This window comes from Actinoplanes auranticolor (assembly GCF_018332655.1).
Classification (GTDB): Bacteria; Actinomycetota; Actinomycetes; order Mycobacteriales; family Micromonosporaceae; genus Actinoplanes; species Actinoplanes auranticolor.
This window is the reverse complement of record NZ_BOQL01000063.1, coordinates 69,773-83,930: the sequence shown is the minus strand read 5'-3', so window position 1 is coordinate 83,930 and position 14,158 is coordinate 69,773. Positions and strand designations below refer to the sequence as shown.

General features: G+C 69.8%; 14 protein-coding genes. 11 read left to right on the top strand and 3 right to left on the bottom strand.

What is annotated here, in order from left to right:
• Positions 1 to 147: 147 nt before the first annotated feature.
• Together tal and tkt are read right to left on the bottom strand one after the other, a co-directional pair.
• The gene (gene tal, locus Aau02nite_RS35790) at positions 148 to 1,290 is read right to left on the bottom strand and encodes a transaldolase (RefSeq protein WP_212993055.1); all 1,143 of its coding nucleotides are present in this window, start codon (positions 1,288 to 1,290) and stop codon (positions 148 to 150) included.
• A 9-nt stretch (positions 1,291 to 1,299) separates the two neighbouring features.
• Positions 1,300 to 3,483 (bottom strand): transketolase, encoded by a 2,184-nt coding sequence (gene tkt / locus Aau02nite_RS35785; protein WP_212993054.1) that lies wholly within the window; start codon positions 3,481 to 3,483, stop codon positions 1,300 to 1,302.
• Between the two features lie 206 nt (positions 3,484 to 3,689).
• Between tkt and Aau02nite_RS35780 the strand changes: the two genes are divergently transcribed.
• The 3 genes from Aau02nite_RS35780 to Aau02nite_RS35770 all read left to right on the top strand — a co-directional run bounded on the left by Aau02nite_RS35780 (position 3,690) and on the right by Aau02nite_RS35770 (position 6,477).
• Positions 3,690 to 4,652: a heme o synthase gene (locus tag Aau02nite_RS35780; protein WP_438841206.1), complete on the top strand. Its 963-nt coding sequence runs from the start codon at positions 3,690 to 3,692 to the stop codon at positions 4,650 to 4,652.
• Positions 4,653 to 4,880: 228 nt separating this feature from the next.
• Positions 4,881 to 5,177, top strand: a complete 297-nt coding sequence (locus tag Aau02nite_RS35775) for a hypothetical protein (protein ID WP_203763057.1) — start codon at positions 4,881 to 4,883, stop codon at positions 5,175 to 5,177.
• A 391-nt stretch (positions 5,178 to 5,568) separates the two neighbouring features.
• Positions 5,569 to 6,477: a helix-turn-helix domain-containing protein gene (locus tag Aau02nite_RS35770; RefSeq protein WP_212993053.1), complete on the top strand. Its 909-nt coding sequence runs from the start codon at positions 5,569 to 5,571 to the stop codon at positions 6,475 to 6,477.
• A 4-nt stretch (positions 6,478 to 6,481) separates the two neighbouring features.
• Here the strand turns inward: Aau02nite_RS35770 and Aau02nite_RS35765 are convergent, their stop codons facing one another.
• On the bottom strand, positions 6,482 to 7,420 hold the full coding sequence (locus Aau02nite_RS35765; protein WP_212993052.1) for a COX15/CtaA family protein: 939 nt from the start codon (positions 7,418 to 7,420) through the stop codon (positions 6,482 to 6,484).
• Between the two features lie 107 nt (positions 7,421 to 7,527).
• On the opposite strand from Aau02nite_RS35765, the gene Aau02nite_RS35760 reads away from it, so the two are divergent.
• The 8 genes from Aau02nite_RS35760 to Aau02nite_RS35725 are packed head-to-tail and all read left to right on the top strand — an operon-like array spanning position 7,528 to position 14,101.
• On the top strand, positions 7,528 to 8,268 hold the full coding sequence (locus Aau02nite_RS35760; protein WP_212993051.1) for a helix-turn-helix transcriptional regulator: 741 nt from the start codon (positions 7,528 to 7,530) through the stop codon (positions 8,266 to 8,268).
• Positions 8,265 to 9,698: a Fe-S cluster assembly protein SufB gene (gene sufB, locus Aau02nite_RS35755; RefSeq protein ID WP_212993050.1), complete on the top strand. Its 1,434-nt coding sequence runs from the start codon at positions 8,265 to 8,267 to the stop codon at positions 9,696 to 9,698. The genes Aau02nite_RS35760 and sufB overlap by 4 nt, the downstream gene beginning before the upstream one ends.
• A 40-nt stretch (positions 9,699 to 9,738) precedes the next feature.
• Positions 9,739 to 10,872, top strand: coding sequence for a Fe-S cluster assembly protein SufD (gene sufD, locus Aau02nite_RS35750; RefSeq protein ID WP_212993049.1), 1,134 nt, complete (start codon positions 9,739 to 9,741; stop codon positions 10,870 to 10,872).
• Positions 10,869 to 11,201 (top strand): non-heme iron oxygenase ferredoxin subunit, encoded by a 333-nt coding sequence (locus Aau02nite_RS35745; RefSeq protein ID WP_212993048.1) that lies wholly within the window; start codon positions 10,869 to 10,871, stop codon positions 11,199 to 11,201. Before sufD ends, Aau02nite_RS35745 begins: the two co-directional genes overlap by 4 nt.
• Positions 11,198 to 11,962: a Fe-S cluster assembly ATPase SufC gene (gene sufC / locus Aau02nite_RS35740; protein ID WP_212993047.1), complete on the top strand. Its 765-nt coding sequence runs from the start codon at positions 11,198 to 11,200 to the stop codon at positions 11,960 to 11,962. Before Aau02nite_RS35745 ends, sufC begins: the two co-directional genes overlap by 4 nt.
• 14 nt (positions 11,963 to 11,976) lie before the next feature.
• On the top strand, positions 11,977 to 13,206 hold the full coding sequence (locus tag Aau02nite_RS35735; protein ID WP_212993046.1) for a cysteine desulfurase: 1,230 nt from the start codon (positions 11,977 to 11,979) through the stop codon (positions 13,204 to 13,206).
• Positions 13,203 to 13,664 (top strand): Fe-S cluster assembly sulfur transfer protein SufU, encoded by a 462-nt coding sequence (gene sufU, locus Aau02nite_RS35730; RefSeq protein ID WP_212993104.1) that lies wholly within the window; start codon positions 13,203 to 13,205, stop codon positions 13,662 to 13,664. Before Aau02nite_RS35735 ends, sufU begins: the two co-directional genes overlap by 4 nt.
• Positions 13,661 to 14,101, top strand: coding sequence for a metal-sulfur cluster assembly factor (locus Aau02nite_RS35725; protein WP_212993045.1), 441 nt, complete (start codon positions 13,661 to 13,663; stop codon positions 14,099 to 14,101). The genes sufU and Aau02nite_RS35725 overlap by 4 nt, the downstream gene beginning before the upstream one ends.
• Positions 14,102 to 14,158 lie beyond the last annotated feature (57 nt).

Sequence of the window (14,158 nt, the reverse complement as noted above, 5' to 3'; positions counted from 1 at the left end):
TCGGTGTCCCGCAGCGTTACAGCCAAGGGTCGGTGCCGCAACATCTCGGCTGCGGCGAGGACTTGCCACGAGCGGAGGCCGCCGCTGGGACGCCGCGAACGGCGAACCCCGCGACGGCCTCCACGCCCGCGAGCAACTGATCGGTCCCTAGGACTTGGCGGCGTCGCTCGGGTTGTCCGAACCCTTGGCCGCGGCCTTGAGCGACTTCTTCACGTCCTCGAGCAGCTCGGCCCAGCTGGCCTCGAACTTCTCGACGCCCTCGTCCTCCAGGACCCGGAACACGTCGGTCAGGTCGACGCCGGCCGCGGCCACGTCGTCCATGACCTTCTGCGCCTGCGCGTACGAGCCGGTGACCGTGTCGCCACGGGTCTCACCGTGGTCCTCGAACGCCTTGATGACCGCTTCCGGCATGGTGTTCACCGTGCCGGGGGCGATCAGCTCCTCGACGTAGATGGTGTCCTTGTAGTCCGGGTTCTTGGTGCCGGTCGAGGCCCAGAGCGGCCGCTGCGGGAGGGCACCCGCGTCGGCCAGCGCCTGCCAGCGGTCCGAGCTGAAGACCTCGGCGTACGCCTGGTACGCGAGCTGGGCGTTGGCGACCGCGGCCTTGCCCCGCAGCGCCTTGGCCTCCTCGCTGCCGATCTTGTCGAGCCGCTTGTCGATCTCGGTGTCCACCCGGGACACGAAGAAGGAGGCGACCGAGCCGATCCTGGCCAGGTCGTGGCCGTTGGCCTTGGCCTGCTCCAGGCCCGCGAGGAACGCGTCCATGACGGCCCGGTAGCGCTCCAGCGAGAAGATCAGCGTCACGTTGACACTGATGCCCGCGGCCAGCGTCGCGGTGATCGCCGGCAGGCCCTTCTCGGTCGCCGGGATCTTGATGTAAAGGTTCGGGCGGTCGACCAGCCACCACAGCGTCTTGGCCTCGGAGGCGGTCTTCTCGGTCAGGTGTGCGCTGCGCGGGTCGACCTCGATGGACACCCGGCCGTCCACGCCGTTCGACGCGTCGTAGGCCGGCTTCATCACGTCACACGCCCAGCGCACGTCGTACGCCGTCAGCAGCCGCACGGCCTCCTCGACCGTGACCTCCTGCGCAGCCAGATCCTTCAGCTGCTTGTCGTACGCCTCCGCGTCGGCCAGCGCCTTCGCGAAGATGGACGGGTTGGTGGTCACGCCGACCACGTGCTGCTCGCGCCGCATCTTGTCGAGCGAGCCGGTCTCGAGCCGGACCCGGGAGAGATCGTCGAGCCACACCGCTACACCAGCGGCGGAAAGCTCTGCCAGCCTGTCAACCATCGCTACTCCTCAGTTTCCGGTCTTGTGACCGGTGATTTCGCCGACCTTGGCGAGGGCGGCGTTGGCCTTGGCCACCACGTTGTCCGCGGTGAACCCGAACTGCTCGAACAGGACCTTGGCCGGGGCGCTGGCGCCGTAGTGCTCGATGCTGACCGCCTCGCCGGCCTCGCCCAGCAGGCGGTCCCAGCTCATCCGGATGCCGGCCTCGACCGACACCCGCGCCTTGACGCCACGCGGCAGCACCCGCTGCTGGTACGCCGTGTCCTGCTCGAAGAACCACTCCTGGCAGGGCATGGACACGACCCGCGTCGGGGTGCCCTCGGCCTCCAGCCGCTCCTGGGCCGTCAGGCAGATCGACAGCTCGGAGCCGGTGCCGATGAGGATGACCTTCGGTTCGCCACCGGTCGCCTCGGAGATGATGTAGCCGCCCTTGAGGGTGCCCTCGGCCGAGGCGTACTTGCTGCGGTCGATGGTGGGGAGATTCTGCCGGGACAGCGCCAGCGCGGTCGGCCGGTCGGTGTGCTCCAGGGCGCCGCGCCAGGCCCACGCGGTCTCGTTGGCGTCGGCCGGGCGGACCACGTCGAGGCCGACGATGGCGCGCAGCGCGGTCAGCGTCTCGATCGGCTGGTGCGTCGGGCCGTCCTCGCCCAGGCCGATGGAGTCGTGCGTCCACACGTAGGTGACCGGCAGCTTCATCAGCGCGGACAGCCGTACGGCGCCGCGCATGTAGTCGCTGAAGACCAGGAACGTGCCGCCGTACGGGCGGGTGCCGCCGTGCGCCACGATGCCGTTGAGGATCGAGCCCATGCCGTGCTCGCGGATGCCGAAGTGCAGGGTGCGGCCGTACTCGTGACCCGGGAACGCCTTGGTGGCGTACTCGCTCGGGATGAACGAGGGCTCGCCCTTCATGGTGGTGTTGTTGCTCTCGGCCAGGTCGGCCGAGCCGCCCCACAGCTCCGGCAGCACCGGCGCGAGCGCGTCGAGGACCTTGCCGGAGGCGGCGCGGGTGGCGATGCCCTTCTCATCGGCGGGGAACTCGGGCAGCGCCTCGTGCCAGCCCTGGGGCAGCGTGCGGGTCGACAGCCGGTCGAACAGGGCCTTGCCCTCGGCGTTGCTCGCGGCCCAGGCCTCGAAGGACTTGGTCCACTCGGCGTGCACGGCGCGGCCGCGCTCGACGACCTGGCGGGTGTGCTGCAGCACCTCGTCGGCGACGTCGAACGTCTTGTTCGGGTCGAAGCCGAGGATCTCCTTGGTCGCGCGGACCTCGTCCTCGCCCAGCGCGGAGCCGTGGATCTTGCCGGTGTTCTGCTTGTTCGGCGCGGGCCAGCCGATGATCGTCTTGAGCACGATGAAGGTGGGCCGGTCGGTGACCTGCTGGCCCGCCTTGATCGCCGCGTACAGCGCCTCGACGTCCTCCTGGTACTCGGTGCCCTTGTCCGGGTCGCCCTTGCGCCAGTCGACGTGCCGTACGTCCCAGCCGTAGGCCGCGTACCGGGCGCCGACGTCCTCGTTCTTGGCGATCCGGGTGTCGTCCTCGATGGAGATCTCGTTGTCGTCGTAGATCAGCGTGAGGTTGCCGAGCTTCTGCACGCCGGCGATGGCGCTCGACTCGTGGCTGACGCCCTCCTCGATGTCGCCGTCGGAGCACAGCGCGTAGACGTGGTGGTCGAACAGCGAGTCACCCTCGGCGGCCGGGTCGAACAGGCCGCGCTCGCGGCGGGCGGCCATCGCCATGCCCACCGCGTTGCCGATGCCCTGCCCGAGCGGGCCGGTGGTGACCTCGACGCCGGGGGTGTGGCCGTACTCCGGGTGCCCGGGGGTCAGCGAGCCCCACTGGCGCAGCGCGGCCAGGTCGTCCAGGGCCAGGCCGTAGCCGTTGAGGTACAGCTGGATGTAGAGGGTGAGGCTGGAGTGGCCACAGGAGAGAACGAAGCGGTCCCGGCCGGCCCAGAGCGGATCCGTCGGGTCATGGCGCATGACCCGGTTGAAGAGCAGGTAGGCGGCGGGCGCGAGGCTCATCGCCGTGCCGGGGTGGCCGTTACCGGATTTCTCGACGGCGTCCATGGCCAGCACCCGGACGGTGTCGACCGCCCGGCGGTCTAGGTCGGACCAGTTCAAATCGTCTTTGGCAGCCACGTCGGTTGCGCTCCTCGGGCATGGTGTGTCGAATCCTTTTGACTTGACCCTATCCATTCCCGGTAAACCCCCGCCCGGGGAACGGCACAGGCCCATACGCTGAGAGCGGACAGTGAACCTTGCGGGCTGTGACGCCGTACACCCGTGCCGGGCCGACCGGAGGGCGCCCCGGGCTGCGCGTAGTCTGATCGAACGTGCCGGCCGGTCCCCATCGGCCACGGCTGTAGTTCCACGCCCTCGCCGATGCCGGAAGGTGGCTGTCCGTGAGCATGATCACCGAGCGTCCCGACCAGGGGCGGTCGCCCGGTCTTCTCGAGGCGGTCCCGCCCCCGGCGGGTCGGCCGGAGGGTCGCCGCGACATCGGCGCCGTCGTCAAGGCGTACGTCTCGCTGACCAAGCCGCGCATCGTCGAGCTGCTGCTGGTGACGACGATCCCGGCGATGATGCTCGCGGCCGGCGGCTGGCCCAGCCTGTGGCTGATGGCGGTCGTGCTGGTCGGCGGGTCGCTGGCGGCCGGCGCGGCGAGCGCGCTGAACTGCTACATCGACCGCGACATCGACCAGTTGATGCGGCGCACCAAGCGGCGCCCGCTGCCGGCGCATACGGTCACCCCGCGCTCGGCCCTCATCTTCGGCCTGGTCCTGGCCGTCGTGTCGGTCGTGCTGATGGCCGCGTTCACCAACTGGCTCGCCACCGCGATGACGGCGGCGTCCATCTTCTACTACGACGTGGTCTACACGCTGTGGCTGAAGCGGCGGACTCCGGCGAACACCTTCTGGGGCGGAATCTGCGGGGCGGCCCCGGTGCTGATCGGCTGGGCCGCGGTGACGGGCTCCGTCGGCCCGCTGGGCTGGGCGCTTTTTGCGGTTGTGTTCTTTTGGCAGATGCCGCACTTCTATGCCCTGGCCATCAAGTACAAGGACGACTACGCCCGCGCCGGCATCCCGATGCTGCCCGTGGTGCGCTCGGCCGGCCGGGTCAACGCCGAGATCCTGATCTTCACGGTGCTGATGCTGGTGGCGTCGCTGGCGGCGTGGCCGCTGGGGCTGGGCCCGATCTACGGCGTCACGGCCGTGCTGTCGGGCGCGATCTTCCTGTCCGAGGCGGTGCGGCTGGTGCTGCGCTCGCGCCGCGGGGAGCCGCTCAAGCCGATGCGGCTGTTCCACTGGTCGTACACGTACCTGACGATTCTCTTCATCGCGGTGGCGGTCGACGCACTCGTCTAGGTTGGTGGCAATGCGTGATGACATTCACGCACGTCTCCCAGAATGCCCGATGTTCGGGTTAGCGACGTCACGCTGCGTACCCCCTTGGGAGGAACCTGAACGGGGGTGCAATTCGGGCAATATCGGTCGAAAACAATGTCCGTAGCGCCTAAACCCGCAGGTAATTGCCATCACAAAAACGCACTGGTTGTGCTTGCCAGGGCCGGAAGTCTGCCTAGGCTGCGAGTCATGGCAGAAGGTTCCGATACGACACTGACCGCCGACATCAAGTCGTTCGCCGTCGGCCACGGCGGCGCGAAGGCGGTCATCGAGTACGTCGGCAAGCGGGGCGCCCGCATCGTCCTGGTCGGCGAGGACGGCGAGTGGACCGACCAGTTCGCCGCCGACGGCACCGACGTCGCCCGCAAGGCATGCGAGACGGCCGGCGTCGAAGTGGAAAACGCATGGGAGCGCGAGCTCATGGAGCAGATGCGCCCGAGCAACGACCTGTGGCGCTCGATGTCACGTCGAAGCATGGCGCGCTGAGCCGGTACTCCGCCCTTACATACAGCCCCTGTCCGTCACAGCGACCCGGGATATCCCGGGTCGCTTTCGTATGTGCCGGAGGTCGATCAAGATCGAATTCAAGGGCCGGATGTCGTAGCTGGGTGGGGCGTACGGACCGTCGCTCCCGCCGAGACCGGTCGCTTCGCTCCCTGCCATGTCGGTGAGCGGCTGGGCTTCGTCCGCGTCCGCACGGACAACCCCCGCTCAACCGCTTCGCGGCACGCCGCTTCGCCGGGTCACCGCTTCGGGCGACCGCCGCCGCTGCTCGGCTCGCGTGCCTGCGGGACGGCGCCGGCGTCGTTCCAGCGGGGTCCGAGCCTGGCGGAAACGGTCAAGCGGGCGTCCGTCCCGCGCTGGCAGGCTCAGGGGCGTGAACTCGTCCGATGCCTTCGCGGTCTTCCTCCCCGGTGTGGCCGGCTGTCTCGACGACCCCGCGGTCGACAGCGACGCCCCCGCCGCGCGGCTGCACCTGTCGCGTTCCCATCTCGATCGGCTGGTTGCCGCGACCGCGGGGGAGACTCCGGCCCGGTTGCGGCGGCGGGTGCTGCTGGAGCGGGCCGCCTTCCGGCTGCTCGGCAGCGACGCCGGGATCCTCGACGTCGCCCTCGAGGCCGGCTACGGGTCCCACGCGGCGTTCACCAGGGCTTTCACCCGGGCGTACGGCCTCGCGCCGCAGGCGTGGCGGCTGACTCCTTCCGCCGTGCTGCTGGCGGCGCCGAGCGGGGTGCATTTCCACCCACCGGCGGGCCTGCGGGTGCCCGTCCGTCCTCAGGGAGGCGCCATGGACCTGGCCAGCAAGATGGTCGAACACCATGTGTGGCTGCTCGGGGAGCTGGTGCGCCGGGCCGGCCCGCTCGGCGACGAGGTGCTGGACCGGCCGGTGCCGGCGGCCGGTCGGGTCGACGACGATCCCACCGTGCGGTCGCTGCTGTCGCGGCTCATCGGTCAGATGGACATGTGGAACCGGGCGCTCGCGCTGCGCGACTACGACTGGTCGGTCGAGCGCGGCGAGAGCGTGGCCGGCATGCGGGACCGGCTCGGTGAGGCCGGACCGCTGTTCCTGGCCCAGGTGCGCCACGCCGTCGCCGAGGGGCGGCTCGACGACACTTTCGTGCATGCGCAGTGCGGTCCGCCGCAGGTCTACACGTACGGCGGGCTCATCGCCCACGTGCTGACCTTCGCCGCGTACCGGCGGACGCTGGTGGTCGGGGCACTGGCGGACGCGGGCGTGGACGACCTGAACTTCGGCGACCCGCGGGACCGGGTCGCCGAGCATTGAGCGCTCAGGCCACGGGCGCGGGAATCGAGACCGGTGCCGGCGGGGCGTTCTGCGGGGACTGGTGGACCGGGCGCTCGCGCAGGCTCCACAGCATGCTCAGCGTCGCCACCCAGACCAGGCAGGCGCCGAGCATGTGGGCGCCGACCAGGATCACCGGCAGGTGGGTGAAGTACTGGACGAAGCCGATCAGTCCCTGGGCCAGCTCCACCAGGACCAGCAGCCCGGCCGCCCGGATCGCCGGGGCGGGGGCCTTCACCGCGCGCAGGGCGAACCACAGGCCGAGCGACAGGCCGATCAGCAGGAAGACCAGGTCGGCGTGGGCCTGGGAGATCGTTGCCGGGTCCAGTCCGTTGCGCTTGGCGTCCTCGTCACCGGCGTGCGGGCCGCTGCCCGTCACCACCACGCCGAGGACGATCACGGCCCCGCTGACCAGGGCGGTCAGGCGGGCCAGGGTGGGCAGCGGGGTCGGGACCAGGGTGCGGCGCGGGCGGTCGCCCTCCGTGGTGCGCTTCCACAGGGCGTACGTCACCGCGATCAGCGCCATCGAGAGCAGGAAGTGCAGGCCGACCACCCACGGGTTCAGGTCGGTCAGCACCGTGATGCCGCCGATCACGCCCTGGCCCGGGATGCCCAGGCCCGCCGCCAGCGCCAGCAGGACCAGCGATCGGCGCCGGGGCTTGCGCAGCAGGGCCGCGATGAAGCAGGCCAGGGCGATCAGGCCCAGCACGATGCCGAGGACCCGGTTGCCGAATTCGATGACGCCGTGGACGCCCATCTCGGCGGTCGTCGTGTACGACTCCTCGGTGCACTTGGGCCAGGTGGGGCAGCCGAGGCCGGAGCTGGTCAGGCGGACCGCCGCGCCCGTGACCACCAGGCCGATGTTGGCGATCAACGAGGCCAGGGCCAGCCGGCGCAGCAGGGTGCCATTGCTCACCCCCGGCATCGTACGCCCGGATTTGATCTTGGTTGAGCGTGCCCGGGGCACGCGGTGTCCTGGATCACCAGGGTGCCGGTTTGCAGGGACTCCCTGAAATACGTAACGTTGGCGTAGTGAAAAACGGAGTGTTGGCGCGGAGCAGGGGAGTGGCCGTCGTGGCCCCTTCCGCCGACGCGCGCACCCGTGACCGGGTCGCCCAGTTGCTCTTCGAGAGCGGGGCGGCCACCGCGGCCGAGCTCGGCGCCCAGCTCGGGCTCAGCCCCGCCGCCATCCGCAAGCACCTGGACGCCATGCTGGCCGACCAACTCGTCGAGGTCCGCGAGACCCGCCCGCGGGGCCCGCGCGGCCGGGGCCGGCCCGCCAAGGCGTTCGTGCTCACCGCGGCGGCCCGGGAGGGCTTCCCGCACTTCTACGACGGCATCGCCACCGCCGCCCTGCGGTGGATTGCCGAGCACGGCGGCCCGGAGGCGGTCACCGCCTTCGCCACCGCTCAGGTCTCGGCCCTGGAGGAGCGCTGCCGGGCCGCGTTGCTCGAGGCCGGCGACGACCCGATCGCGCGGGCGGAGGCGCTCGCGGAGGCCCTGACCGCCGAGGGTTACGCTGCCAACGCGACGACGATCGCGTCCGGCGGGCAGCTGTGCCAGCACCACTGCCCGGTGGCGCACGTCGCCGCCGAGTTCCCCCAGCTGTGCGACGCCGAGACCGCGGTCATCTCGCGGCTCATCGGCACCCACGTGCAGCGCCTGGCCACCATCGCGCACGGCGACGGGGTGTGCACCACGCACATCCCCACCCCGCCGCGCGTGATCAGCACAACCGATGCAACCGCCACCACTGTGAGGACAGATAAATGACCGAGCAGATCGTCCAGCCCGTCGTCACTCAGGAAGAGCACCTCGCCGCCCTGGGCAAGTACGAATACGGCTGGGCCGACATCGACACCGCCGGGGCGACCGCCCAGCGCGGCCTGTCCGAAGCGGTGGTGCGCAACATCTCCGCGCTCAAGAACGAACCGCAGTGGATGCTCGACCTGCGGCTCAAGGGCCTGCGCCTGTTCGACCGCAAGCCCATGCCGAACTGGGGCGCCGACCTGACCGGCATCGACTTCCAGAACATCAAGTACTTCGTGCGCTCGACCGAGAAGCAGGCGGCCTCCTGGGACGACCTGCCCGCGGACATCAAGAACACGTACGACAAGCTCGGCATCCCCGAGGCGGAGAAGCAGCGCCTCGTCTCCGGTGTCGCGGCCCAGTACGAGTCCGAGGTCGTCTACCACAAGATTCGTGAGGACCTCGAGCAGCAGGGCGTGCTGTTCCTCGACACCGACACGGCGCTGCGCGAGCACGAGGACATCTTCAAGGAGTACTTCGGCACGGTCATCCCGGTCGGCGACAACAAGTTCGCCGCGCTGAACACCAGCGTGTGGTCGGGTGGCTCGTTCATCTACGTGCCGAAGGGTGTGCACGTCGACATCCCGCTGCAGGCCTACTTCCGGATCAACACCGAGAACATGGGCCAGTTCGAGCGGACGCTGATCATCGTCGACGAGGGCGCCTACATCCACTACGTCGAGGGCTGCACCGCCCCGATCTACTCCTCGGACTCGCTGCACAGCGCGGTCGTGGAGATCATCGTCAAGAAGAACGCCCGGTGCCGGTACACGACCATCCAGAACTGGTCGAACAACGTGTACAACCTGGTCACCAAGCGCGCCACCTGCGAAGAGGGCGCGACCATGGAGTGGGTCGACGGCAACATCGGCTCCAAGGTGACGATGAAGTACCCGGCCGTCTACATGACCGGCCCGCACGCCAAGGGCGAGGTCCTGAGCGTCGCGATGGCCGGCGAGGGCCAGCACCAGGACGCCGGCGCCAAGATGGTGCACGCCGCGCCGCACACCTCCTCGTCGATCATCAGCAAGTCGATCGCCCGGGGCGGCGGCCGTACCTCGTACCGCGGCCTCGTGCAGGTCATGGAGGGCTCGCACCACAGCGCCAGCACGGTCAAGTGCGACGCGCTGCTGGTCGACACGATCTCCCGTTCGGACACGTACCCGTACGTGGACATCCGCGAGGACGACGTGTCGATGGGCCACGAGGCGACCGTCTCCAAGATCAGCGACGACCAGCTCTTCTACCTGATGAGCCGGGGCCTGACCGAGGACGAGGCCATGGCGATGATCGTGCGCGGCTTCATCGAGCCGATCGCCAAGGAGCTCCCGATGGAGTACGCCCTCGAGCTCAACCGCCTGATCGAGCTCCAGATGGAAGGGGCTGTGGGCTAAAAAAGCCCCCGGCCGACGCAACGCAGACGCAAAGGACGAGATGACTACCGAGGCCATGGCCCCGCCGAGCACCAAGTCGCAGGTGCTGCGCTCCTTCGACGTCACCGACTTCCCGGCCGTCAACGGCCTGGAGGAGGAGTGGCGGTTCACCCCGATCAAGCGGCTCGGTGAGCTGATCACCGCGACCGCGCTGACCGGTGCGGCGCCGGGCTTCGCGCCCGGCGACCTGCCGGCCGGGGTGTCCGTGACCCAGGTCGACGCGGGCAAGGTCGAGCCGGTGCTGACGCCGTTCGACCGGGTCAGCGCGCTGGCCTACGGCTCGGCGGCCTCGGTGACCCTGATCGACGTGGCGGCCGAGACCGTCGCGGCCGAGCCGGTGGTGATCCGGGTCGTCGGCCAGGGCACGGCGGCCGCGGCGGCCCGCACCTACGTCAAGGTGGGCAACTTCGCCAAGGTCACTGTGGTGCTGGAGCAGGTCGGCCCGGCCACGCTGGCCGACAACGTCGAGGTCGTCCTCGGTGACAGCGCCCAGCTCACCTTCGTCACGCTCACCGAGTGGGACGCCGAGGCGGTGCAGGCCCAGCACCTCAAGTTCAAGGTGGGCCGGGACGCTCGGGTCACCCACGTGCAGGTCAGCCTGGGCGGCAGCCTGCTGCGGCAGTTCGCCAGCGTCGAGTACGCCGGCCGCGGCGGGGAGGCCGAGCTCTACGGCGTGTACTTCGCCGACGCCGGCCAGCACGTCGAGCACCGCCAGCTGGTCGACCACAGCGTGCCCGACTGCCGCAGCGACGTCGGCTACCGCGGCGCCCTGCAGGGCCGGTCGGCGCACACCGTCTGGGTCGGCGACGTGGTCATCCGCGCGGCGGCCACCGGCACGGAGACGTACGAGATCAACCGGAACCTGCTGCTCACCGACGGCGCCCGGGCCGACTCCGTGCCGAACCTCGAGATCGAGACCGGCGAGGTGGTCAGCGCCGGGCATGCCAGCGCGACCGGCCGCTTCGACGACGAGCAGCTCTTCTACCTGATGGCCCGCGGCATCCCGGAGCCCGAGGCCCGCAAGCTCGTGGTCCGCGGTTTCTTCGCCGAGCTGATCAACAAGATCCCGGTCGAGGAGCTGCGCGAGCGCCTGGGCGACGCCATCGAGGCGAGGCTGGCGAAGGCGGGTTCATGAGTTTCGAGCTAGTGGGCCCGGCCGCGGATGTCGCCAAGGGCTCCGTCATCACCACGGAGATCGACGGCGTGGAGATCGCCGTCGTGCACGCCGACGACGACCAGTTCTACGCCGTCCGGGACGAGTGCAGCCACGCTGCCGTCGCGCTCTCCGAGGGGGAGGTCGACGGCTGCACGCTCGAGTGCTGGCTGCACGGCTCCCGCTTCGACCTGCGTACCGGTGAGCCCAGCGGCCTGCCCGCCACCGAGCCGGTGGCGACCTTCCCCGTCGAGATCCGCGACGGCGACATCTACATTTCGACCACGCCGAGTAATGGAGTCACACCGTGAGCACCCTCGAGATCCGCGACCTGCAGGTGTCGGTCAAGCTGCCCGAGGGCGAGCTGAAGCCGATCCTGGCCGGCGTCGACCTGACCGTGAAGTCGGGTGAGACGCACGCCATCATGGGCCCGAACGGCTCCGGCAAGTCGACCCTGGCCTACTCCATCGCCGGCCACCCGAAGTACGAGATCACCGGCGGCACGGTCACCCTCGACGGCGAGGACGTCCTCGCGATGACCGTCGACGAGCGCGCCCGCGCCGGCCTCTTCCTGGCCATGCAGTACCCGGTCGAGGTCCCCGGCGTCTCGGTGGCCAACTTCCTGCGCACCGCCAAGACCGCGATCGACGGCGAGGCGCCGAAGCTGCGCACCTGGGCAGGGGAGCTGCGCGGCGCCATGGAGAAGCTGCAGATGGACCCGGCGTTCGCCCAGCGCAACGTCAACGAGGGCTTCTCCGGCGGTGAGAAGAAGCGGCACGAGATCATGCAGCTCGAGCTGCTCAAGCCGAAGATGGCGATCCTCGACGAGACCGACTCCGGCCTCGACATCGACGCGCTGCGCGTGGTCAGCGAGGGCGTCAACCGGGTCCGCGCCTCCGGCGAGGCCGGCCTGCTGCTGATCACCCACTACACCCGCATCCTGCGCTACATCAAGCCGGACTACGTGCACGTCTTCGTCGCCGGCAAGATCGTCCAGCAGGGCGGCCCGGAGCTCGCCGAGCAGCTCGAGGCCGAAGGTTACGAGCGTTACGTGGCCGGCGCGCGGGCCTGAGGATCGGGACGATCATGACCTTCGACGTGGCGCGGGTGCGTGCCGACTTCCCGATCCTGAGCCGGGAGGTCAACGGGCACCCGCTCGTCTACCTCGACAGCGCGAACACCTCGCAGAAGCCGCGTCAGGTGCTCGACGCCATGCGGGCGCATCAGGAGCAGTACAACGGCAACGTGTCCCGCTCCGTGCACACGCTCGGCACCGAGTCCACCACGGCGTACGAGGATGCCCGCGCGAAGATCGCCGCCTTCATCGGGGCGCCCAGTCCCGACGAGGTCGTGTTCACCAAGAACTCGACCGAGGCGATCAACCTGGTGGCGTACACGTCGGCGGATTTCCTGAAGCTGGGCCCCGGTGACGAGATCGTGGTCTCCGAGATGGAGCACCACTCCAATCTCGTGCCGTGGCAGCTGCTCTGCCAGCGCACCGGGGCGACCCTGCGCTGGTTCGGCGTCACCGACGAGGGCCGGCTCGACGAGTCGAGCCTCGGCGAGCTGGTCAACGAGCGCACCAAGCTGGTCTCGATCGTGCACATGTCCAACATCCTGGGCACGATCAACGACCCGGCGCGGATCATCGCCCGGGCCCACGAGGTCGGCGCGCTGGTCATGCTGGACTGCTCGCAGTCGGTGCCGCACCTGCCGCTCGACGTGGTCGAGCTGGGCGCGGACTTCATCGCGTTCACCGGGCACAAGATGCTCGGCCCGACCGGCATCGGGGTGCTCTGGGGGCGCGCCGCACTGCTGGAGGCCATGCCGCCGTTCCTGGCCGGCGGGTCGACGATCGAGACGGTGACGATGGGCGGCACGACCTTCGCGCCGCCGCCGGCGCGTTTCGAGGGCGGCACCCCGCCGATCACCGAGGCGATCGGCCTGGGCGCGGCGGTGGACTACCTGACGGCGCTGGGCATGGAGAACATCCACCGGCACGAGCAGGAGATCACCGCGTACGCGTTGAAGGCCCTCGCGGACGTGCCGGGCTTGCGGGTCTTCGGCCCGGGCACCCCGGAGGGCCGCGGCGGCACGGTCTCGTTCGAGGTCGAAGGTGTGCACCCGCACGATGTCGGGCAGATTCTCGACGACCTCGGTGTTGAGGTGAGGGTGGGGCACCACTGCGCGCGCCCGGTGTGCGCGCGGTTCGGGGTCCCGGCGATGACCCGGGCCTCGTTCTACCTCTATACGACGACCGACGAGATCGACGCCCTGGCGCGCGGTCTGGAGCAGGTGCGGAAGGTGTTCGCCTGATGATCGACCAGCTGTACCAGGAGATCATCCTGGACCACTACAAGCATCCGCACGGCAAGGGCCTGCGGGCGCCGTTCGGTGGCGAGGCGCACCACGTCAACCCCACCTGCGGCGACGAGGTCACCTTCCGGGTCGCCGTGGACGGCGTCACCCTGAAGGACATCTCGTACGACGGGGTCGGCTGCTCGATCAGCCAGGCGTCGGCGTCGGTGCTGTACGAACTGCTCCAGGGCCGGACCGTGGAGGAAGCGGCCCCGGTGCAGGAGGCCTTCGTGGCGCTCATGCAGAGCCGCGGTCAGATCGAGCCCGACGAGGAAGTGCTCGGGGACGGGGTGGCGTTCGCCGGCGTGGCGCGTTATCCGGCCCGGGTCAAGTGTGCGCTGCTGCCGTGGATGGCGTTCAAGGACGCCGCGGCGCGCGCCGGTGTGGGCGTGAGCCCGGAGGTGAAGACAGCATGACGGACAGGACGCTGGAAGAGATCGCCTCGGACGCGGCCGACACGGCGGGTCCCGACGACGCGACGGCCCCCGTGGTGGCGGACGCGGAGCCGGCAGCCGGCACGGTCGTCTCGAAGCCGACCATCGCCGACATCGAGGAGGCGATGAAGGATGTCGTCGACCCCGAGCTCGGCATCAACGTCGTCGACCTCGGCCTGGTCTACGACGCCCACGTCGACGACGACAACGTGGTGACCCTGGACATGACGCTGACCTCGGCGGCCTGCCCGCTGACCGACGTCATCGAGGACCAGACCCGCCAGGCGCTGACCACCGGGCCGGGCGGTGGCCTGGTCAAGGACTTCCGGATCAACTGGGTGTGGCTGCCGCCGTGGGGCCCCGACAAGATCACCGACGACGGGCGCGAGCAGCTGCGCGCGCTGGGCTTCAACGTCTGAGGTCGCACAGTTTCACCAAGAACGCCGGGTCAGCTCGCTGACCCGGCGTTCTTCGCG

Coding starts and splice junctions, on each gene's coding strand:
- tal (WP_212993055.1), bottom strand. CDS start 1,290: ATGGTTGACAGGCTGGCAGAGCTTTCCGCCGCTGGTGTAGCGGTGTGG.
- tkt (WP_212993054.1), bottom strand. CDS start 3,483: ATGGATAGGGTCAAGTCAAAAGGATTCGACACACCATGCCCGAGGAGC.
- Aau02nite_RS35775 (WP_203763057.1), top strand. CDS start 4,881: ATGGCAGAAGGTTCCGATACGACACTGACCGCCGACATCAAGTCGTTC.
- Aau02nite_RS35765 (WP_212993052.1), bottom strand. CDS start 7,420: ATGCCGGGGGTGAGCAATGGCACCCTGCTGCGCCGGCTGGCCCTGGCC.
- sufB (WP_212993050.1), top strand. CDS start 8,265: ATGACCGAGCAGATCGTCCAGCCCGTCGTCACTCAGGAAGAGCACCTC.
- sufD (WP_212993049.1), top strand. CDS start 9,739: ATGACTACCGAGGCCATGGCCCCGCCGAGCACCAAGTCGCAGGTGCTG.
- Aau02nite_RS35745 (WP_212993048.1), top strand. CDS start 10,869: ATGAGTTTCGAGCTAGTGGGCCCGGCCGCGGATGTCGCCAAGGGCTCC.
- Aau02nite_RS35735 (WP_212993046.1), top strand. CDS start 11,977: ATGACCTTCGACGTGGCGCGGGTGCGTGCCGACTTCCCGATCCTGAGC.
- Aau02nite_RS35725 (WP_212993045.1), top strand. CDS start 13,661: ATGACGGACAGGACGCTGGAAGAGATCGCCTCGGACGCGGCCGACACG.